This window comes from Nitrospirillum iridis (genome assembly GCF_014205765.1).
Taxonomy (GTDB): Bacteria; Pseudomonadota; Alphaproteobacteria; order Azospirillales; family Azospirillaceae; genus Nitrospirillum; species Nitrospirillum iridis.
In genome coordinates this window covers 61,141-80,901 of sequence record NZ_JACIIZ010000021.1, presented here as the reverse complement: position 1 = coordinate 80,901, position 19,761 = coordinate 61,141, and the positions used below count along the sequence as shown (strand labels likewise).

The following is a 19,761-nucleotide window of genomic DNA, read 5'->3' as shown; positions in this document are numbered from 1 at the left end:
ATAGAATAGTTATATGTTATAAATAAAATCCTGATCGGCCCGGGACAGGCTGGACATCCCATGCAAGAGTTGCTGCTCGGCATCTACGCCTGTTCCTCCGCGCCGGAGCGATGGCCGGCGGCGCTTGACCTGTTGTGCCGTCACCTGTCGGTCGTCAGCGCCGTCGTCCAGATGCTCGACTACAGCGGCGGCCGCCTCCACCCGATCTGGACGGTGCGGGATTCCTATTCGACCGCCCACCGGCATGAGCACGACCGGGTGTTCAACAACGACAGCAATCCCCGGCTCCGGATCGGCGGTGGGGACAGCCCGCCCGCCCATGCGGCGATCACGCGGGATGAGGAGATCTTCGCGCCCGACTCGGCCGAACTGACGGAGATCCAGCGTCGAAGGCGGGCGCTTCATCTCGGCGCCAACCTGACCGGCGTGATCGAACTGGCCCCCGGCCGGGTCCTGGCGCTGGTGCTGCATCGCTCCGCCGAAGCCGATCGCCCCATGGGCGCGGAGGAGGAGGTCTTGGCGGCGCAGTTGCTGCCCCATTTGCGACAGGCCGTCGAACTCGGTGGCCAATTGCGCACGGCAGCACTGAAGGCCGACCTGCTTATGGACGCGGGTGAGATGTTAGGCGCCGGAATGGCCCTTTGTGAGGACACGGGTCGCCTGCTCTGGGCCAATTCATCGGCCCGCGCCATTCTTGAGGAATCCCCGGCCATCCGGCAAATCGCCGGTCATGTCCGCGCCGTCCAACCCAGCGACGGCCCCCCCTTCCGGACGCTGCTGGCACGGGCGGCGGAGACCCTTGACCATCCGCTGCACGTGACGCTGGGGCGAACCACGGGGGACGCCATCGTCCAGGTGTTGGCCATGGGCGCGCGACAGCCACCAACGCTTGCGCCGAGGGATGCGCGGCGCACCGTGGCCCTGCTCCTGTGTGAACCTGGGCGCCCATTGAACGTATCCCCGGTGATGGTGGCCGACCTGTTCGGCATGTCCACGGCCGAGGCCCGGTTGACGGCCGGCCTGTGCAACGGACTGTCCCTGGGCGAATACGCCCGGCAGCGCGGGATTTCGGAAGGCACCGCGCGCATCCAGCTGAAGCGGGCATTGGCCAAGACGGGCTGCCCACGCCAGGCCGAGTTGGTGCGGCGGGTCTGCGCCTCGCTCGCCGTCAGTCTGACCCGGGGATACACCGGCATGACCGCCCCCGCCGCCTCGCCGTCCAGCACCCTGCCCTCCTGAAGGCCCCCGAACAGCGGCCCCATATCCCATTTGGGAGCCGCCGGCCATCCACGATCCCCTGAGAATGCCCCCCGCGAAAACCGGAAAGGCGCGCGGAGAAGCCGGCTCCGCCGCGCGGGCGTTCACTGCCGGCAAATAGGGGGAGGTCATGGGTTTCAACCAGATTCGCGCCGCCACGCTCGTTTTGCTCACCGCCGTCAGCGCTCATATGGCCTGGGCGTATCCGGCACCGCCGCCGGACCCCTCGCTTCCGATGTCGACGGTGCCGCCCGCCGTCCAGGATCTGCGCCGCAAGATGAACGACGCCGACGTCAACGCGCTGACCTTCCGCGACATGGATCAGCTGTTCACCACCCGGACGGTCGCCCGTTCCGGCGCGATCTGGCCGTTGCCGCAATCCCACCATCCGCTCGACTTCACCTATTCATTCCAGGGCCAGCGCTACACGCCCGAGCAGTTCCTGGACCGCACCTACACCAACGCGCTTCTGGTGATGAAGGATGGCCGCGTCGTCACGGAGATTTACCGCAACAACACCACCGAACAGACCCGCTTCATGGCCTGGTCGATGACCAAGTCCATCACGTCGATCCTGATCGGCTGCGCGTTGCAGGAACGCCGCATCAAATCCCTGGATGACCGGATCACCCAGTATCTGCCCGAGTTGAAGGACGGGGGGTATGAGGGCGTCACCATCCGACAGGTCCTGCAGATGCGCTCCGGCGTCGACTACGAGGAGCGGTACGACTTCGCCAATCCCGGCATCGCCGCCCGCAACCATGAACTGGCGTTGGTGGAGAACGTCGTCCGCTTCGCCGACGCGGCGCGCGCCATCAAGCGCATCCATGCCCCCGGCGAGGTTTGGCAGTACAAGACCTTGGATACGGCCGTCCTCGGCTGGCTGCTGGAACGGGTGAGCGGCGGCAGCACCCTGGCCGCCTATGCGGCACAGCGCCTGTGGGAACCGCTGGGCGCGGAACGGGACGGCTTTTTCATCATGGACGGACCGCCCGGCGTCGGGCGTGAGTTCAATGGCGCGGGCTTCAATGCCACGCTGCGCGATTTCGCGCGCATCGGCCAGATGATGCTGCAGGACGGCCAGGCGAACGGACACCAGATCGTGTCACCCGCCTGGGTCCAGGAATCGACCAAGGCGACGGGCGGGCCGGGGCCGGGATACGGCTATCAGTGGTGGATTCCGAACGACCACGCCTTCCAGGCCATCGGCCTGCAAGGCCAATACATCTTCGTCGACCGCCCGACGCGCACCGTTGTCGTCAAGCTCAGCTATTTCCCGCCCGAAGCCCAGCAGCCCCATGACGAGACGGCCGCCTTCATGGCCGCCGCCGCCGCGTGGACACCCCGATAGCGGCCTATTCGTCATTCACCGGCACCCGGCCCATGGCGGCCGGGGGCTGGTGGTCGGGGAACAGCTGGGCCAAATCTTCCGGGCTGCACACGCCGCGTTCGGTGATCAGGCCGGTGACCAGGCGGGCGGGGGTGACGTCGAAGGCGTAGTTCACCACCGCGCTGCCCTCCGGCACCAGGCGCACCGTCTCCAGCCCGCCATGGCCGGCCAGTCCGGTGATGAGCGCCACCTCGTCGCCGGAGCGTTCCTCGATGGGGATGCCCTGGACGCCGTCCTCCAGCGTCCAGTCTATGGTGCTGGACGGCAAGGCCACGTAGAAGGGCACGTCGTTGTCCCGGGCAGCCAGCGCCTTCAGGTAGGTGCCGATCTTGTTGGCCACGTCGCCCTTGGCGGTCGTGCGGTCGGTGCCGACGATGACCAGGTCGACCAGGCCATGCTGCATCAGGTGGCCGCCGGTGTTGTCGGGGATGACAGCATGGGGCACCCCATGCTGGCCCAGCTCCCAGGCGGTGAGGAAGGCGCCCTGGTTGCGCGGGCGGGTCTCATCCACCCAGACATGCAGGGGGATGCCGGCCTCATGCGCGAGGTAGAGCGGCGCCGTGGCCGTGCCCCAATCGACCGTGGCCAGCCAGCCGGCGTTGCAGTGGGTGAGGACGCGCACCGGCCGGTCGGGATTGCGCAGGTGCGCGGCGCGGATCAGATGCAGGCCGTGCCGGCCGATGGACCGGCAAATCTCCACATCCTCATCGGCGATGGCGGCCGCCTCCGCATAGGCGCGATCCAACCGGTCGGACGGCGGGGTCAGCAGCAGCACCTCACGCATGCGGTCCAGCGCCCAGCGCAAGTTCACCGCCGTGGGCCGCGTGGCCAGCAGGCGGGCATGGGCCCGTTCAACGTCGCCATCCTCCACCCCACCGTCCGCCGCGTCCGGACGCATGGCCAGCGCCATGCCATAGGCGGCCGCGGCCCCGATCAGGGGGGCGCCCCGCACCTGCATGGTGGTGATGGCGGTCGCCATGGCCGCCAGGTCGGACAGCGCCGCCGTCTCATACCGGAAGGGCAGCCGCGTCTGGTCGATGATGCCGACGGTCCGGCCATCGGGCTCAAGCCAAATGGTCCGCATCGCCTCGCCCGCCACTTTCATGAGCCGCCCCTCGTATCCCGTTTCGCCCCTTATACCAGCGGCGCGGGATTTTCGCCCGTGCCGTAGGCCGCGACCGTGGCCGCCCGCCGCCTGGTCGAAAACGAGCACCAAAACGACAAGGCCCCCGGAACCGAAGTTCCGGGGGCCTTTGACGAAGACGGCCAGTGACCTGTCCCGGTGTCCCTTAGCGGGGCGCCAGGATCATGATCATCTGCTTGCCTTCCAGTTTGGGCATCTGCTCGACCTTGGCCATGTCGTCCAAGAGTTCCCGGACGCGCACCAGCACGTTCATGCCTAGATCCTGGTGGGCCATTTCACGACCGCGGAAGCGCATGGTGACCTTCACCTTGTCGCCCTCCTCGAGGAAGCGGCGCGCGCTGCGCATCTTCACGTCGTAATCGTTGTCGTCGATGTTGGGGCGCAGCTTGATCTCTTTGACTTCGATGATCTTCTGCTTCTTGCGCGCCTCGGCTGCCTTCTTCTGCGCCTCGTACTTGAACTTGCCGTAGTCGAGGATTTTGCAGACGGGCGGTTCCGCGTTGGGCGAGACCTCGACCAAGTCGAGTCCGGCCTCTTCGGCGGCGATCAGTGCATCGCGCAGACTAACGACGCCAACCATCTCGCCAGCGGCGTCGATGAGGCGGACGGAACGAGCGTTGATCTCCCGGTTAACGCGCGGCCCCTCACGGGTGGGGGCCGACTCTTGGCTGGGCCTGGCTATGGAACCTTCTCCCTGGTTTACGGTGGCCGTCGGGTGGGTGGGGCCCCGGTATGGGGCGGACGGCGTCACCGGGTCATAAAAAGTCGTAGTGTGTACTTGTAAGAAAAGCCAGCGCCGCGCAACTGCGGATTTCTCTCCGCAGCCCCGTCAGGCGCTGGTCAGACCATAATTATCCTCAGAACGCGGCGTCCGTCACTCCCTCCGAAGGGACAGGGGCCTGCGCTTCCAACTTAAGCGCCGCCACCGCGTCGTCAAGGGACAACAGCTCCTGGTCCTTGCCGCCCAGGCGGCGCAGGGCCACGGTACGGTTCTCCGCCTCGCGCCCGCCGACCACCACCAGGACCGGCACCTTGGCCAGCGAGTGCTCGCGGACCTTGAAATTGATCTTCTCGTTGCGGGTGTCAACCTCGACCCGCAGGCCGGCCTTGGCCATCACCTTGGCCACGTCCTCGGCGTAGGCGTCGGCCTCGGACGTGATGGTGCAGACGGTGGCCTGGACCGGCGACAGCCACAGCGGGAACTTGCCGGCGTAGTGCTCGATCATCATGCCGATGAAGCGTTCGAACGAGCCCAGGATGGCCCGATGCAGCATCACCGGCCGATGGCGGGCGCCGTCGGCGCCGATATAGCTGGCGTCCAGGCGTTCCGGCAGCACGAAATCCAGCTGCAGGGTGCCGCACTGCCAGGTACGGCCGATGGCGTCGGTCAGGTGGAATTCCACCTTGGGGCCGTAGAAGGCGCCCTCGCCCGGCAACTCCTCGAACTCCAGCCCGTTGGCGGTCAAGGCGTCGCGCAGGCCCTGCTCGGCCTTGTCCCACACCGCGTCGCTGCCGGCACGCACGTCGGGGCGCAGCGCCAGCTTCACGGCGATCTTGTCGAAGCCCAGATCCTTGTACACGCCCAACTGCAGCTTGAAGTAATCCGCCGCCTCGGTCGGCACCTGGTCCTCGGTGCAGAAGATATGGGCGTCGTCCTGGGTGAAGGCGCGGACGCGCAGGATGCCGTGCAGCGCGCCCGAGGGCTCGTTGCGGTGGCAAGCGCCGAACTCCGCCAGGCGCATGGGCAGGTCGCGGTAGCTTTTCAGGCCCTGGCGGAAGATCTGGACGTGGGCCGGGCAGTTCATCGGCTTCAGCCCCAGGAACTTCTCGCGGCCCTGGTCGTCCACCGACTCCCGGATCTTGAACATGTTGTCGCCGTACATGTCCCAGTGGCCGGACGCCTTGAACAGGCTGCTGTCGTAGAGTTGCGGCGTACGCACCTCCAGATAGCCCGCCTCCTTCAGCTTGCCCCGGATGTAGCGTTCCAGCGCCTGCCACAGGGTCCAGCCCTTGGGGTGCCAGAAGACGCTGCCCGCCGCCTCTTCCTGCAGGTGGAACAGATCCATCTCGCGGCCCAGCTTGCGATGGTCGCGCTTTTCCGCTTCCTCGATCTGGTGCAGGTGTTCCGCCAGCTCCTTCTCCGTCCGCCAGGCGGTGCCGTAGATGCGCTGGAGCATGGGGTTGCGGCTGTCACCGCGCCAGTAGGCGCCGGCGACCTTCATCAGCTTGAAGGCGTGGCCGATCTTCGAGGTGGACGGCAGGTGGGGGCCGCGGCACAGGTCATACCAGCCGCCCTGGCGGTAGATGCTGATCTTCTCGCCCGCCGGGATGTCGCCGATGATCTCGGCCTTGTAGTGCTCGCCGATCGATTTGAAATGGGCGATGGCCTCGTCCCGGTCCCAAACCTCACGTGTGAAGGGGCTGTCCGCATCCACGATCTCGTGCATGCGCTTCTCGATCTTCACCAGGTCGTCGGGCGTGAACGGCTCATCCCGGGCGAAGTCGTAGTAGAAGCCGGTGGATATCGACGGGCCGATCGTCACCTGCGTGCCGGGGTACAGCTGCTGCACCGCCTCCGCCAGGATGTGGGCGCAGTCGTGGCGGATCAGTTCCAGCGCGTAGGGCGCGTCGCGCGTCAGGATGGCGACCTTGGCGTCATGCTCGATGGCGCGCGACAGGTCGCGCTCTTCCCCGTCCACCGTCACGGCCAGGGCCGCCTTCGCCAGGCTCTTGGAGATCGACTGCGCGATGTCCAGACCGGTGACACCCGCCGCGTAAGTTCGCACGTTGCCGTCGGGCAACGTGATCGCGATCTGGGGCTGGTCAAGGTTTTCGGCGGTCGTCATGGCGTTCAGGGTTTGTCCAAGAGTGAGGAAGGGCGACTTTGGGTAGCGGGGGCGTAACTGTCAAGGGTTGGGCCCGGGGGTAAGCCGGCTGACGGGCCCAAGGGGCCGCATGGCTGTGTCCCCCAGGGCACAGGTGCGCGCAACAAGTGGAAAATGGTTGGTCAAATCCCGTCGGCCATCCCGTGGGGGGAGGCATCCGGGCCGATGTCCGGCGGCGGCCGCAGGCGCAAGGCGTTCTCCACCGCGTCCACGCCCAAATCGGCCAAATCCAGGGACTTGATCCAGGCGGCGTTCGGTCCCCAGGGGGCCGAGCGGACGGGATCGGTGTGGTGCGACATGATCATCAACGTCGGACACCCCAGCGCCGCCGCCAGGAAGATGGGGCCGGTGTCGTTGCCCACCGCCCCCTCCGCCCGGCGGGCCAGGCTGGCCAGCTGGCCCAGACTGGTGCGGCCCACCAGGTCCACCGCCCAGGGACAGTCGCGCAGGATGGCCCCCGCCGCGTCGCGGTCGGCGTTGGTTCCCACCACCACCGGGGTCATGCCCCGGTCCGCCAGGCGCCGGCCCAGATCGGCGTAGCGCTCCGCCGGCCAGCGCTTGTGCGGCAGGTGCGGGGAACAGCCCGGCACCAGCAGGACGAACCGTCCTTCCGGCGCCAGGCCGGTCACATCGCCCGCCAGCCACTCCAGATCGGCCGCACCCGTGTCCGGCACACCGGCCACCGCCAATTGGGCGCGGTAACGGTCGTGGTTGTGTAGGCCCCTCACATCCGGCAGGGGAAAGGCCGCGCCGGGGGCGGCACCCGACCAGCGCGGCCGGCGCCCCGGGCCCATCAGCCAGAAGTACCGGGCGGTGCGCGGCTTGTTCTGCAGATCGTAGATGGTGTCGAAGCGGCCGGCACGCAAGCGCGCCCGCAGGCGCAGATAGGCCAGCGGGCTGCGGCTGCGGGGATCGGCCCAGACCGCGTCGAACCAGGGCATGGCCTGGCCGAAGCCGACGAAGGCCGACCCGGTCAGCAGGGTGATGTGGGCACGGGGGTGCCGGCCGCGGATGGCCTGGAAGGCGTCGAAGCATTGCACCAGGTCACCCAGGGCCCCCAGCCGGATGACCAGCACGCGTCCGGCGTCCGGGGCGGCGCCAGCGCTCACGAAGCCGCCTTGCGGTGGGCGGCCATGCCGGTGGTGGCGCGCAGGTGCAGCAGCTCGGCATAGACCGCCAGCGTGGCGTCGCACATGCGCTCGCGGGTGTAGTTCTCCAGCACGAAACGGCGGGCGTCCGCCGCCAGGGCGCGGCGCTGCAAGGCGTCCAGCGCCAAGGCCTCGCCAATGGCGGCCGCCATGGTGGCCGGGTCGCCAGGCGGGACGACCAGGCCGGTTTCACCATCGATCACCGTTTCCGCGACGGCGCCGTGGTTGGTGACGATGACGGGCTTGCCCATGGCCTGGGCCTCCACGATCACCCGGCCGAACGCCTCCGGTCTGGCCGAGGCGCTGACCACCACGTCGGACAGCAGATAGGCCGCCGCCATGTCGTTGCAGTGGTCGGCGATGGTGACCTGGCCGTCCAAGCCCAGTTCCCTGATGCGGGCCACCAGTTCGGCCCGGTACTCCGTCCGCCCCTGGTCGGAACCGACCAGCACGGCGCGCACGTCAGCCCGTTTCAGCCGGGCGATGGCCTCGATCAGGTCCAGCTGGCCCTTCCAGCGGGTCAGGCGGCCGGGCAACAGGACGATGCGCTGGTCCTCCGGCAGGCGCCAGTCGCGCGCCAGCTTGATCAGCCGTTCCTGGCTGACCCGCTCCGGATCCAGGGTGAAGGCGTCGATGCCCCGCGGGATGGTGCGCAACCGGTCCGGCCCCACGCCATAATTCTTCGTCACATGCTCCGCCACGAAGCGGGAAACGGCGATGACCCGATCACCCTTGCCCATGACGCTGTTGTAGCGGCGCTTCATCTCCCCCTTGAAATTATAGGGGGCGTGGAAGGTGGTGACGAAGGGGATGCCGGTGCGGCGGGCGGCGATCCAGGCGCTCCACGCCGGGGCGCGCGAGCGGGCATGGATGATGTCGACGCCGCGTTCGCGGATCAGGGCCTCGAGCCGGCGGGCGTTGCGCCAGATGGTGAAGGGATTCTTGGACGCCAACGGCAGGGTGATGTGTTCGGCCTTGTAGCGTTCCAGCTCGCGCGCCATGGGGCCGCCGGCGGACGCGACCAGCGCGGTGCCGCCCGCCCGCATCAGCGCCGCAGCCATATCGATGCAGCCCCGCTCCGCCCCACCTGTCACCAGGTTGGGGATGACCTGCAGCACCACGGGCCGGCCGCCGCCGAACCAGCCCGCGGCGGTGGCTCCATCGGGACTGGCCCCATCGGGGGCGAGCGCGGGATTGCCGCTATCGGCCGGGGCCGTTACGGTGCCGGGGGTATGGGTCAGGGTCATCTGGGACAGGCAAGCATGGCGGTTGCGTCGATACATAGCGTACAGCGGGGGGCCGCCACCATAGCCTATCGACATAGCCCTGGCCGTGGCCCCGGAATTGTCTTCCTCGGGGGGCTGAAGTCCGACATGACGGGGTCCAAGGCCACCGCGCTGGAGGCCTACGCCCAATCCCGGGGCCAGGCCTTCGTCCGGTTCGACTATCAGGGCCACGGCATCTCCAGCGGTGAATTCCGCGACGGCACCATCGGCGGCTGGGCCGAGGACGCGGTCGCCGTGCTGGACCAGGTGACGGACGGGCCGCAAATCCTGGTGGGATCCAGCATGGGCGGCTGGATCATGCTGCTGGCGGCGCTGGCCCGGCCGGAACGGGTGCGCGCCCTGGTGGGCATCGCCCCGGCGCCGGACTTCACCGAACGGCTGATGTGGGCCGGCATGGACGGGGACGCCCGCGCCACCCTGATGCGCGATGGGGAATGGCGGCGGCCCTCGCTGTATGACGATGCCGGCTATCCCATCACCCGCGCGTTGATCGAGGACGGTCGGCGCCACCTGCTGCTCAACGGCCCCATCGCCCTGCCGCCCGTGCCCGTCCGCCTGATCCACGGCCAACGCGACCCCGACGTGCCGTGGGGGACCAGCCTGGACCTGGCCGCGGCGGTGGCCCACGACGACGTGCGCGTCACCCTGGTGAAGGACGGCGACCACCGCCTGTCCCGGCCACAGGACCTGGACCTGATCGCCCGTACGGTGGGCGAGCTGCTGGAATGAGGAAACCCCCATGCTGAACCGCCGCGCCCTGCTGGGGGCGGGAGCCGCCCTGCCGCTGCTGTCCGCCGTTCCCGCCTGGCCGGCCGGCGCCGACCAGCAACCGGACGCCGTGGTTGACGCCTTCGTCCGCGACGCGGGCTTCCAGGGCGTGGTCATGCTGGGCCGTATGGGAAAGCCGGATTACATCCGCACCGTGGGCTACGCCGATATCGAGGCCCGGCTGCCGGCCAAGGCCGACACGCCCTATGCCATCGCCTCCATCAGCAAGTGGCTGACGACGGTGACGGTGCTGAAGCTGGTGGAGCGCGGCCTGCTGGACCTGGACGCCCCCCTCACGCGCTTCCTGCCCGACTACCGCGCCGACACCGGCGCCAAGCTCACCTTGCGCCGCCTGCTGTGCAACGCCAGCGGCCTGCCCAACCTGTTCAGCGCGGCGGGCAAGGAAGACCCCACCCTGCTGACGACGGACCTGACCACCGGCCAGGCCCTGACCCGCTTCTGCCAGGGCGACCTGATGTTCGAGCCCGGGGACAAGTTCGACTACAACATGGTGAACTGGATCGTCGTGGTCGCGGTGGTGGAACGGGTGACCGGCCTGCCTTTCCAGGCGGCTGTGCGGTCCATCACCCTGGACCCGTTGGGCATGAAGGCCACGGCGGCGACTGACAAGGCGCTGGAGACGGTCGCGCCGTCCTATCGGACCGTGGAGCCGCCCGACCGCTGGCGCAACGACCGCCGGCCGTACCTGGCCGCCGCCGGGGGCTATGCCAGCACCGCACCCGACCTGATGCGTGGCGCCCATCTGGTGTTCGATACCGGCTTTCTGACGCCGGAGTCCCGTCGACAGCTAACACACGTTGAAATGCCCACGGCGGACTATGCCCTGGGCGGACGGGTGCGCCAACTGACCATCCAGGGCCGCACGGTGTTGGCCGGCTGGGAAACCGGACGGACGGCGGGCTATCGCCTGGTGCTGGGCCACCGGCTGGACGGGCGGCGGACGGTGGTCATCCTCAACAACACCGCCCTGTCGCAGAAGACCATGGACCAATTCGCCGACCGGCTGCTGGGTGCGGAGCCTCGGCCATAAGCGCCATGGCACGTCAGCGGCGTGAACATCTTCACGCCGCTGTAGGACGCGACCGCGTCCGCCGGAGCATTTCGGGGGCCGGAGCATTTCGGGGAACGCAGTGGACTGAAATGCGAGGATAGCCAAAGGCCCGGATGGGCCTGCCGGCGCTTGAGGAACCCATATCAACGCGTCTTCCGGCGGAAGCGGAGATAGACAGGCACGCGGCCGGCCTCCAACGCCTTTTGCTCGTACCGGGTCTGGACCCAGTCGGCCGGGGGGCCCCGCCAGTCCGCCGCCTTTTCGGCCAGCCATTCCAGCTCCGGATAGCGCCAGGCATGCTCCAGCATCCAGCGGCACAGCCGGGGATCGTCCGTCGCCAGGCGCAGCTCCGCCCCGTCCTTCAGCACACGGGCCAGACGCGGCAGGTTGGCGGGACCGACGAAGCGGCGTTCGGCGTGGCGCAGCTTGGGCCAGGGGTCAGCGAACAGCACGAAGACGCGGCCCACGCTGGCCTCCGGCAGGGCGTCCAGGATGGGGCGGGCATCATCGGGGCAGATGCGGATGTTGCCGGACAGGTCCCGCGCCTCGACATGCTGCAGCAGGTTGGCGACGCCGTTGATGAAGGGCTCACACCCGATGAAACCGATATCCGGGTTCGCCGCCGCCTGCTGGGCCAAATGCTCACCACCGCCGAAGCCCACCTCGAACCACAGGTCGCGCTTGGGCTCAGGGAACAGGGTCGCCGGATTTATCCCGGCGCCGTCGGTGGGCGGGTCCAGCTGAAGGCGGGGCAGCAACTCCTCCAGCAGGGTGCTGCGGTGCTGGCGCAGCGGCCGGCCGCGACGACGCCCGTAAAGCAGGGGACGGTGCTGGGCGGGGCTGTCGTCGGTCATGATGCGATCAGGAATGAAAGCGGGGGGCGGAAAAGCCAAGGGCCTTGGCCGATCCTTCCGATCCGCCAAGGCCCCGGCATCAGGACGAAGAAACTTAGAACGCGCGCTTCAGCTCGTCCACCAGGTCCAGCTTCTCCCAGGAGAAGCCGCCATCGGCCTCGGGCGTGCGGCCGAAATGGCCGTAGGCCGCGGTGCGGGCGTAGATGGGACGGTTCAGCTTCAGATGCTCCCGGATGCCGCGGGGGCTGAGGTTCATCAGCTGGCGCAGCACGTCGGACAGCTTCTCCTCATCCACCCGGCCGGTGCCGGCGGTGTCGATGTAGACCGACAGCGGATGGGAGACGCCGATGGCGTAGCTGAGCTGGATGGTGCAGCGGTCAGCCAGGCCGGCGCCCACCACGTTCTTGGCCAGGTAGCGCGCGGCATAGGCGGCCGAGCGGTCCACCTTGGTCGGGTCCTTGCCGGAGAAGGCGCCGCCGCCGTGCGGTGCCGCACCGCCGTAGGTGTCGACGATGATCTTGCGGCCCGTCAGGCCGGCATCGCCGTCCGGGCCGCCGATGACGAAGCGGCCGGTCGGGTTGACGTAGAAGTGGGCCTCATCGCACATCCAGCCTTCCGGCAGGACCTTCAGGACATGCGGGCGCACGATCTCGCGCACGGCTTCCTGGTCCAGGCCATCGGCATGCTGGGTGGAGACGACGACGGAGGTGGCGCGCACCGGCTTGCCGTCCACGTACTGCAGGCTGACCTGGCTCTTGGCGTCGGGGCCCAGTTCCTTCACGCCGCCATGGCGGGCGTCGGCCAGCGACTTCAGGATGCGGTGGGAATAATGGATGGGCGCCGGCATCAGGTCGTCGGTCTCACGGCAGGCGTAGCCGAACATGATGCCCTGGTCGCCCGCACCCTCATCCTTGTTGCCGGCGGCGTCGACGCCGACCGCGATGTCCGCGGACTGGGCGTGCAGGTAGATCTGCACCTCGGCGGTCTGCCAGTGGAAGCCTTCCTGCTCATAGCCGATGGCCTTCACCGTGTCGCGGGCGACGCCCTCGACCTCCTTCAGCAGGCCTTCCGGCCCGCGCACCTCACCGGCGATGACGATGCGGTTCGTGGTGGCCAAGGTCTCGCACGCCACGCGGGCGTAGGGGTCTTGGGCCAGGTAAAGATCGACCACGCCGTCGGAGATTTGATCGCAAACCTTATCCGGATGACCTTCGGAAACGGACTCGCTGGTGAAGACGTAATTGGAGTGGGCCACGGGCGCCTCGGCTAATTTACGACGGCTATTTACGACCGACTGTATGTGATATCGAAAAAAACGCCGCCCAGGCTTACACACCCGGGCGGCGTTTTTTCGCAGGCTTCCACAGAATGGTCAAGGGGCAGGCCCTGTCACGCCACGTCGGTCACGGAATCGGCACCGGAATTGGCGACGGCCTTGGTCAGCTCGAACAGGCGCTTGCGCACGGCCGGATCGGAAATGCGGTAATAGGCGCGGACCAGTTCCAGCGTCTCGCGCTTGGCCATCGGGTCGGCGTCGAAGCCCATGTCCGGCGACAGGACCTCATCCACGACGTCGCCCGGCGTGTCGCCGGCCATGTCGTCGAAGAAGAAGGACACCGGAACGTCCAGCACGCGGGACAGGTCGAACAGGCGCGACGCGCCGATGCGGTTGGCGCCGCGTTCGTACTTCTGCACCTGCTGGAAGGTCAGGCCGATGGCTTCACCCAGCTTTTCCTGGCTCATGCCCAGCAGGGTACGGCGCAGGCGCACGCGGCTGCCGACATGAACGTCGATCGGGTTGGGTTTTCCGATCCGAGGCCGCCCACCGGTGGAACGACGGGCCCCAATTACACTCTCCATGATCCAAATCCTTACGTTACGGATCGATGACGACCCTAAGACAAGCGTTCCGGGGTGGTCAAGGCACGTGGCCCGCATCCCACCGTCCCGCTCCCCGGCCCTTGTTATGGTCCGCCGCTTGTCCAAAGGGGGAAAACCCTCCCCACCTTGGACGCGTGATCCCAGATGATCACAGTCCCGCGCCGGACCCTGGTGACAAACGCGCGATCATGGACCGCGAAATCGTCAACCTGGGCGTCCATGCCCCGGGACGGGGACATCCGACCATGGACATCTCAAGGGCACTGCCTACCCTGATACATCCGAAGCGTGAAAAAATAGATAACGCCCAATACGGCCAAGAGTAAAGCAGCCAAGGGGGCGTCATGCCATCGGGCATAAGATGTAGGCTGGGGCGTAGCCCGAGGTAACGGAAGATCAAGCACACCCCGGCTGCCCAGCGCCAAATGGCCCAGTTCCCGTCCATAGGGATCTACCACCGTCGAAATACCGGTGTTGGCGGCCCGCGCCAGGGGCAGCCCTTCCTCGATGGCGCGCATGGTGGCGATGGCCAGGTGCTGATGGGGCCCCGCGCTGCGGCCGAACCAGGCATCGTTGGTGACATTCAGTAGCCACTGGGGGCGTTCCGGGGAAGCGCGCCCTTTTGACGCATCCGCCGTCCCCGCCACCTGCGCCGTCACCTTGCCGGGGAAGATGACCTCGTAGCAGATCAGCGGGCTGGCGGGCGGCAGACCGGGCAGATCCAGCGTGGCGGGTCCCGGACCGGCGCCCATGATGGAATTGGATGGCGACACCATCGCGACGGCCCGCAGCGGCAGCCAACGGCGCAAGGGCGTGTATTCGCCGAAGGGCACCAGGTGGGACTTGTCATAGTGGCCCAGCGCCTGGCCCTGGTCGTTCACCACCACCAGGCTGTTCCAGTAGGTGTCGGTATGGTCTTCCGCCCCGGGGGCGTCGCCCGGCGTCAGGCGCAGGCTGCCGGTCAGGGTCAGCCCGCCCGGGGGTGTCACCTGGCCCACGGCCTTCAACAGCTCCGGCTCATCCTCCAGCAGATAGGGTACGGCCGTCTCGGGCCACACCAGCGTGGTGATGGGGGGCGCGCCGGGTGGCTGGGCCTGGCGTGACAGCGCCAACAGCAGGCGGACATGGTCCAGCTCGGCGTCGGCGTTCCACTTGTCGCTCTGAGGGATGTTGGGCTGCACCAGGCGCAGGGTGACGCCCGGCACCAGCGGGGCTTCGCCGGCGGGAACGCGGGCGATGCCGTAAGCCGCAAGGACAGCCACCAGGGCCACACCCGCCGCCGGCGCCGCCCAGGGACGGCGCCCACCGTCCGCCACGGTCGCCATCAGGCTGGCCGGCAGCACCGTCAGCAGCGACAGGCCGTACACGCCGATGAGCGAGGCGACCTGGGCGGGACCGGGCAGGCCCACCCAGACATAGCCCATCAGGTTCCAGGGGAAACCGGTGAAGGCATGGCCGCGGACATATTCCACCACGGTCCACACCACGGCGAACAGCAGGCAGCGGGCCACACCGCCCGCTGGCCCGCCCCCCGGGGCCCCCAGCCGGAAACGGCAGACCAGCCCCCACCAGAGCAGCGTGCCGGTGCCGACGAACAGGCCCAGCAGCAGGGGCAGGCCCGCCACGGCGAAGGGCAGCATGGGCCAGAAGCGGGGAAAGACCAGCAGGGCCGCGCCCACCCAATAAAGGCCCAGGACGAAATGGCCGAAGGCGAAGGCCAGACCCGTCCAGAAGGCGGCGGCGGGGCGTTCCACCCCGTCCAACAGCCAGATCAGACCCGGAAAGGCCAGCCACAGCACCGGCACGGCGTTGACGGGCGGCATGGCCAGGGTGGCCAGCCCACCCAGCAGGGCGGCAAGGCCCAGGCGGCGCCAGCGGCCCGCCGCGCGCATACGGGTGGCGAGGCGGGCCAGACGGTCAGGCAGGCTCACGATAAGGGTGGTCTCCGGTTATGGGAGGGTGTCCGTCACGACCCGGCCGCCAGGGACGTGTCCTGGCCGGTGCCGGCGGGCAGGTTGCGGACACGCAGCCGCTTGATGCGGCGTGGATCGGCGTCCATCACCTCGAACTCGATGCCCGAGGGATGCACCAAGGTCTCGCCCCGGCGGGGAATGCGGCCGGCCAGCGAGAAGACCAGGCCGCCCAGGGTGTCGACCTCCTCCCGCTCATCCTCATCCAGCACGGGGCCGACGCGGGCCTCGAAATCCTCCAGGGGAAGGCGGGCATCGGCGATCAACGTGCCGTCGGGACGCTCGATCAGGCGCGGCTGCACCGCGTCGTCATGCTCATCCTCGATCTCGCCGACGATCTCCTCCACCAAATCCTCGATGGTGACCAAGCCGTCGATGCCGCCGAATTCGTCAACCACAAGGGCCATGTGCTGATGCGCCTGGCGCATGTGCAGCAGAAGGTCCAGGACCGGCATGCTGGGCGCCACGATCTGCACCTCGCGCACGATGGACGGCAGATCGAACGGCCGCTGGTCCGCCACCACCGCCAGGATGTCCTTGATGTGGACCATGCCGAGGACGTCATCCAGGGTTTCCCGGTAGACCGGCATGCGCGAATGCGCGTCCTCTGAAAAGCGGCGGATCAAATCCGTAAGGCTGATCGAGACCTCGATACCCAGGATGTCCGCCCGGGGCACCATGATGTCGACCACGGTGCGGCCACGCAGCTTCAGGATATTGGTCAGCAGCGTGCGCTCGTTACCGCCGACGGAGGTTTCGTCCGCGCTGGTCTCCTCGATCAATTCCTCGATCGTGTCGCGCAAGGTGGGGTCCACGCGTCCGCCAAGGGCGGCGCGCAACCAGCCCCGGAATTGCTGGGTCAGCGACCCATGATCTTCGGCCCCGTCGTCACGGGGCGTTCGACTGTCGGAAAGATCGGCCATCGTTTAGTGCGGGGTCTCTTCGCTCTGAGGGTCTTCGCGGGTGGGGCCGGCACCGTCCCGGTAGGGATCGGCTATGCCCATGTCCGCCAGGATCGCCGTCTCCAGCCGTTCCATCGTCTCGGCCTCGGCGTCCTCAATGTGATCATAGCCCAATAAGTGAAGCACGCCATGGATCACAAGGTGGGTCAAGTGGTTGGCCACAGGTTTGCCCTGTTCCGCCGCCTCGGTCATCAAGGTTTCATATGCCAGGATGATGTCGCCCAGCAGATAGGGCGGGCGCTCCATGCCTTCCGGCAGCTCGAAATCATCCCCCTCCCCATCCTCGTCCAGCATCGGGAAGGACAGCACGTTGGTCGGCTTGTCCTTGCCGCGGTACTGATGGTTCAGCACCCGCACGGCGGCGTTGTCGGACAGCAGGATGGAGACCTCGCCCTCCCCGTCCGGCAAGGCATCGGCGTCCACGGCCAGCGCCTGGCGCAGCGCGCGGCGGGCGGCGGCGGTCACCAGATCGGCCACGCCGGGGATGGTGGCCTCCCAGTCGCCGGCCTCGACCTCGACGATGATCTCCAGGGCCTCCGGCCCAGCGGTACCCATGGTCATTCCTCGATCTCCGCCGGCAGGGTATCGGCGGACAGCGTATCGGCGGACAGGGACCCGCCCCGACCCATCTTTTCCACGCGCTTGCGACGGGCGTCGGCCCGGTCATAGGCGTCGACGATGCGGCCAACCAGCGGATGGCGCACCACGTCGGCGACGGAGAAGTGGACGAAGGCCGCGCCCTCCACGCCTTCCAGCACCTCCACCGCCTCGCACAGGCCGGATTTCACGCCGTTGGGCAGGTCCACCTGGCTCAAGTCACCGGTGATGGCCATGCGGCTGCCCTCCCCCAGGCGGGTCAGGAACATCTTCATCTGCATGGGCGTGGTGTTCTGCGCCTCGTCCAGCACGACGAAGGCGTTGGCCAGCGTGCGGCCCCGCATGAAGGCCAGCGGCGCCACCTCGATCTCGCCGGAGCCCAGGCGCTTCGTCACCTGTTCCGCCGGCAGCATGTCGTAGAGCGCGTCGTACAGCGGGCGCAGGTAGGGGTCCACCTTCTCCCGCATGTCGCCGGGCAGGAAGCCCAGCTTCTCCCCCGCCTCCACCGCCGGGCGGGACAGGACGATGCGGTCCACCCGGCCGGTGATGAGCAGCGACACGGCCTGGGCCATGGCGAGGTAGGTCTTGCCCGTGCCGGCCGGGCCCAGGCCGAACACCAGCTCGTTCTCCGCCAGCGCCTTCAGATAGGCGGCCTGGGTCGGGGACCGGGGGGTGATGTCGCGGCGGCGGGTCTTCAATACCGCCTCGGGCCGGGTGATGGAGGCCAGGGCCCGGCCCCGGCTCTCGGCATCGACGCCGGTGGCGATGCGCATGGCGGCGTCGACCTCGGCCGGGCCGACATCCATGCCGCGCTTCAGCCGTTCCCACAAGGCGTCCAGGGCGGCGCGGGCGGCACCCGCGGCGTCCTCGGGCCCACTGATGGTCAGGCAGTTACCGCGGCTGATGAGGTTGACCCCCAACTGGCGCTCGATGCGGCTGAGATACTGTTCATGTTCGCCGAACAGCAGGGGCAGCAGGCGGTTGTCATCGAATTGCAGGTCGATGCGCGGGTCCGTTCCGGACGCTGTGGTCACGCGGTCACCTCCTGGGTGCCAGTGGGATGCGAATGGGCGGGCGAGTGGGGGGGCGGGTCGGCGGCGATGGCCGACAGCGCGCTTTCACGCCCGTGCACCGTCTCGGCGGTCACCACCTCGCCCCCCAGGCTGCTGGCCGACGCGGCGGTGATGCGCACCGGCACCACCTGGCCCAGCAAGCGATCGGGCGCGTGGGCGTGCACGGCCTGCATGAAGGGGCCGCGTCCCAGCAACTGGCCGGGCAGTTTGCCCCGACGGTCGAACAGCACCGGCTGAACCGTGCCCAGCGACAGGCCGTTGAAGGCGCGCTGCTGTTCGGCCAGCAGGTTCTGCACCGCCTCCAACCGCGCGGACTTGTCCTCCTCGGTCAGCCGCCCCTCCGCCATGGTGGCGGCCGGCGTGCCCGGACGGGCGCTGTACTTGAAGGAATAGGCGCTGGCGTAGGTGACGTCGGTGATCAGGCGCAGGGTGGCGGCGAAATCCTCCGCCGTCTCACCAGGGAAGCCGACGATGAAGTCGCTGCTGAGGGCCAGGCCCGGACGGGCGGCGCGCAGCTTGTCGACGATGCGGCGGTAGTCGTCGGCCGTGTGCTTGCGGTTCATGGCCGCCAGGATGCGGTCCGACCCGCTCTGCACCGGCAAATGGACGAAGGGCATCAGCTGCGGCACCTCGCCATGCGCCCGGATCAGATCGTCGTCCATGTCGCGGGGGTGGGAGGTGGTGTAGCGGATGCGGGCGAGCCCGTCGGTCTCCGCCAGCGCGCGGATCAGCCGGCCCAGCCCCCAGGTGCCGCCATCGGGGCCTTCACCATGGTAGGCGTTGACGTTCTGGCCCAGCAGGGTGATCTCCACCGTGCCGTTGGCCACCATGCGCCGCGTCTCTTCCAGGATCTGGGTGGCGGAGCGGGAATATTCGGCGCCCCGGGTATAGGGCACGACGCAGAAGGTGCAGAACTTGTCGCAGCCTTCCTGGACCGAGACGAAGGCCGACGGCCCTTGCGGCGTGGCGCCCTCGCCCGGCAGCAGGTCGAATTTGCTCTCGACCGGGAAATCGGTGTTGATGACCCCGCCGGCGCCGCGCACGGCGCGGGTCACCATCTCGGGCAGCTGGTGATAGGTCTGGGGCCCGAACACCATGTCGACATGGGGGGCGCGGGCCATGATCTCCGCCCCCTCGGCCTGGGCGACGCAGCCGGCCACGGCGATGATCATACGCTCGCCCCGCACCGCCTTGTCCTGCTGCTGCAGGCGCAGGCGGCCCAGTTCGGAATAGACCTTTTCCGACGCCTTCTCACGGATATGGCAGGTGTTGAGGATGACCATGTCGGCCCCCTCCGCCTCCTCCGCCGGTTCATAGCCCAGCGGCGCCAGCACATCGGCCATGCGGCCGCTGTCATAAACGTTCATCTGGCAGCCATAGGTCTTGATGAACAGCTTCTTACGCGAGGTCGCCACACCAAACTCCTTGTCGCGGCCCGGATGACCCCGGCCGCAAGCACCGCACGAACGCAAAA

The 19,761-nt window shown here is 68.2% G+C and carries 17 protein-coding genes; 4 read left to right on the top strand and 13 right to left on the bottom strand.

Annotation, left to right across the window (positions count from 1 at the left end; translation table 11 throughout):
* Positions 1-60: 60 nt before the first annotated feature.
* Positions 61-1,239, top strand: a complete 1,179-nt coding sequence (locus FHS74_RS27390) for a helix-turn-helix transcriptional regulator (protein ID WP_184807439.1) — start codon at positions 61-63, stop codon at positions 1,237-1,239.
* Positions 1,240-1,387: 148 nt separating this feature from the next.
* Positions 1,388-2,608, top strand: a complete 1,221-nt coding sequence (locus FHS74_RS27385; RefSeq protein ID WP_184807438.1) for a serine hydrolase domain-containing protein — start codon at positions 1,388-1,390, stop codon at positions 2,606-2,608.
* Positions 2,609-2,612: 4 nt separating this feature from the next.
* Here FHS74_RS27385 and mtnA read toward each other — a convergent pair whose 3' ends face one another.
* The 5 genes from mtnA to FHS74_RS27360 form a co-directional block, all read right to left on the bottom strand.
* Entirely contained in the window at positions 2,613-3,752 is a 1,140-nt protein-coding gene (gene mtnA, locus FHS74_RS27380) for an S-methyl-5-thioribose-1-phosphate isomerase (protein ID WP_184807437.1), read from the bottom strand.
* A 184-nt stretch (positions 3,753-3,936) separates the two neighbouring features.
* A complete protein-coding gene (gene infC / locus FHS74_RS27375; protein ID WP_184807461.1) occupies positions 3,937-4,473 on the bottom strand; it encodes a translation initiation factor IF-3 in 537 nt (178 codons plus the stop codon).
* A 175-nt stretch (positions 4,474-4,648) separates the two neighbouring features.
* On the bottom strand, positions 4,649-6,637 hold the full coding sequence (thrS, locus tag FHS74_RS27370) for a threonine--tRNA ligase (protein WP_184807436.1): 1,989 nt from the start codon (positions 6,635-6,637) through the stop codon (positions 4,649-4,651).
* Positions 6,638-6,798: 161 nt separating this feature from the next.
* The gene (locus FHS74_RS27365; RefSeq protein ID WP_184807435.1) at positions 6,799-7,785 is read right to left on the bottom strand and encodes a glycosyltransferase family 9 protein; all 987 of its coding nucleotides are present in this window, start codon (positions 7,783-7,785) and stop codon (positions 6,799-6,801) included.
* The gene (locus tag FHS74_RS27360) at positions 7,782-9,071 is read right to left on the bottom strand and encodes a glycosyltransferase family 4 protein (RefSeq protein ID WP_184807434.1); all 1,290 of its coding nucleotides are present in this window, start codon (positions 9,069-9,071) and stop codon (positions 7,782-7,784) included. Before FHS74_RS27360 ends, FHS74_RS27365 begins: the two co-directional genes overlap by 4 nt.
* Positions 9,072-9,197: 126 nt before the next feature.
* On the opposite strand from FHS74_RS27360, the gene FHS74_RS27355 reads away from it, so the two are divergent.
* A complete protein-coding gene (locus FHS74_RS27355; RefSeq protein ID WP_246463408.1) occupies positions 9,198-9,839 on the top strand; it encodes an alpha/beta hydrolase in 642 nt (213 codons plus the stop codon).
* Positions 9,840-9,849: 10 nt separating this feature from the next.
* Positions 9,850-10,929, top strand: coding sequence for a serine hydrolase domain-containing protein (locus tag FHS74_RS27350; RefSeq protein WP_184807432.1), 1,080 nt, complete (start codon positions 9,850-9,852; stop codon positions 10,927-10,929).
* Positions 10,930-11,093: 164 nt separating this feature from the next.
* On the opposite strand, the gene trmB is transcribed toward FHS74_RS27350, so the two are convergent.
* The 8 genes from trmB to miaB form a co-directional block, all read right to left on the bottom strand.
* Complete coding sequence (gene trmB / locus FHS74_RS27345) at positions 11,094-11,804, bottom strand: tRNA (guanine(46)-N(7))-methyltransferase TrmB (RefSeq protein WP_184807431.1); 711 nt, start codon at positions 11,802-11,804, stop codon at positions 11,094-11,096.
* Positions 11,805-11,898: 94 nt separating this feature from the next.
* Positions 11,899-13,059: a methionine adenosyltransferase gene (gene metK / locus FHS74_RS27340; RefSeq protein ID WP_184807430.1), complete on the bottom strand. Its 1,161-nt coding sequence runs from the start codon at positions 13,057-13,059 to the stop codon at positions 11,899-11,901.
* Positions 13,060-13,193: 134 nt separating this feature from the next.
* Positions 13,194-13,664 carry a helix-turn-helix domain-containing protein gene (locus FHS74_RS27335; RefSeq protein WP_184807429.1) on the bottom strand — a complete coding sequence of 157 codons (471 nt, stop codon included), beginning with the start codon at positions 13,662-13,664 and terminating at the stop codon, positions 13,194-13,196.
* A 275-nt stretch (positions 13,665-13,939) separates the two neighbouring features.
* Positions 13,940-15,616, bottom strand: coding sequence for an apolipoprotein N-acyltransferase (lnt, locus tag FHS74_RS27330; protein ID WP_184807428.1), 1,677 nt, complete (start codon positions 15,614-15,616; stop codon positions 13,940-13,942).
* A 35-nt stretch (positions 15,617-15,651) separates the two neighbouring features.
* The gene (locus FHS74_RS27325) at positions 15,652-16,578 is read right to left on the bottom strand and encodes a hemolysin family protein (protein ID WP_184807427.1); all 927 of its coding nucleotides are present in this window, start codon (positions 16,576-16,578) and stop codon (positions 15,652-15,654) included.
* A gap of 3 nt (positions 16,579-16,581) precedes the next feature.
* Positions 16,582-17,178 (bottom strand): rRNA maturation RNase YbeY, encoded by a 597-nt coding sequence (gene ybeY, locus FHS74_RS27320; protein WP_184807426.1) that lies wholly within the window; start codon positions 17,176-17,178, stop codon positions 16,582-16,584.
* Entirely contained in the window at positions 17,175-18,248 is a 1,074-nt protein-coding gene (locus FHS74_RS27315) for a PhoH family protein (protein WP_184807425.1), read from the bottom strand. The genes ybeY and FHS74_RS27315 overlap by 4 nt, the downstream gene beginning before the upstream one ends.
* Positions 18,245-19,702, bottom strand: coding sequence for a tRNA (N6-isopentenyl adenosine(37)-C2)-methylthiotransferase MiaB (miaB, locus tag FHS74_RS27310; RefSeq protein WP_343067057.1), 1,458 nt, complete (start codon positions 19,700-19,702; stop codon positions 18,245-18,247). Before miaB ends, FHS74_RS27315 begins: the two co-directional genes overlap by 4 nt.
* Positions 19,703-19,761: the final 59 nt, after the last annotated feature.

Excerpts from the sequence above, each read along its gene's own strand:
- FHS74_RS27325 (WP_184807427.1), bottom strand. The coding sequence starts at position 16,578 with ATGGCCGATCTTTCCGACAGTCGAACGCCCCGTGACGACGGGGCCGAA.
- FHS74_RS27390 (WP_184807439.1), top strand. The coding sequence starts at position 61 with ATGCAAGAGTTGCTGCTCGGCATCTACGCCTGTTCCTCCGCGCCGGAG.
- trmB (WP_184807431.1), bottom strand. The coding sequence starts at position 11,804 with ATGACCGACGACAGCCCCGCCCAGCACCGTCCCCTGCTTTACGGGCGT.
- FHS74_RS27335 (WP_184807429.1), bottom strand. The coding sequence starts at position 13,664 with ATGGAGAGTGTAATTGGGGCCCGTCGTTCCACCGGTGGGCGGCCTCGG.
- FHS74_RS27355 (WP_246463408.1), top strand. The coding sequence starts at position 9,198 with ATGACGGGGTCCAAGGCCACCGCGCTGGAGGCCTACGCCCAATCCCGG.
- ybeY (WP_184807426.1), bottom strand. The coding sequence starts at position 17,178 with ATGACCATGGGTACCGCTGGGCCGGAGGCCCTGGAGATCATCGTCGAG.
- FHS74_RS27360 (WP_184807434.1), bottom strand. The coding sequence starts at position 9,071 with ATGACCCTGACCCATACCCCCGGCACCGTAACGGCCCCGGCCGATAGC.
- mtnA (WP_184807437.1), bottom strand. The coding sequence starts at position 3,752 with ATGAAAGTGGCGGGCGAGGCGATGCGGACCATTTGGCTTGAGCCCGAT.
- FHS74_RS27385 (WP_184807438.1), top strand. The coding sequence starts at position 1,388 with ATGGGTTTCAACCAGATTCGCGCCGCCACGCTCGTTTTGCTCACCGCC.
- FHS74_RS27350 (WP_184807432.1), top strand. The coding sequence starts at position 9,850 with ATGCTGAACCGCCGCGCCCTGCTGGGGGCGGGAGCCGCCCTGCCGCTG.
- thrS (WP_184807436.1), bottom strand. The coding sequence starts at position 6,637 with ATGACGACCGCCGAAAACCTTGACCAGCCCCAGATCGCGATCACGTTG.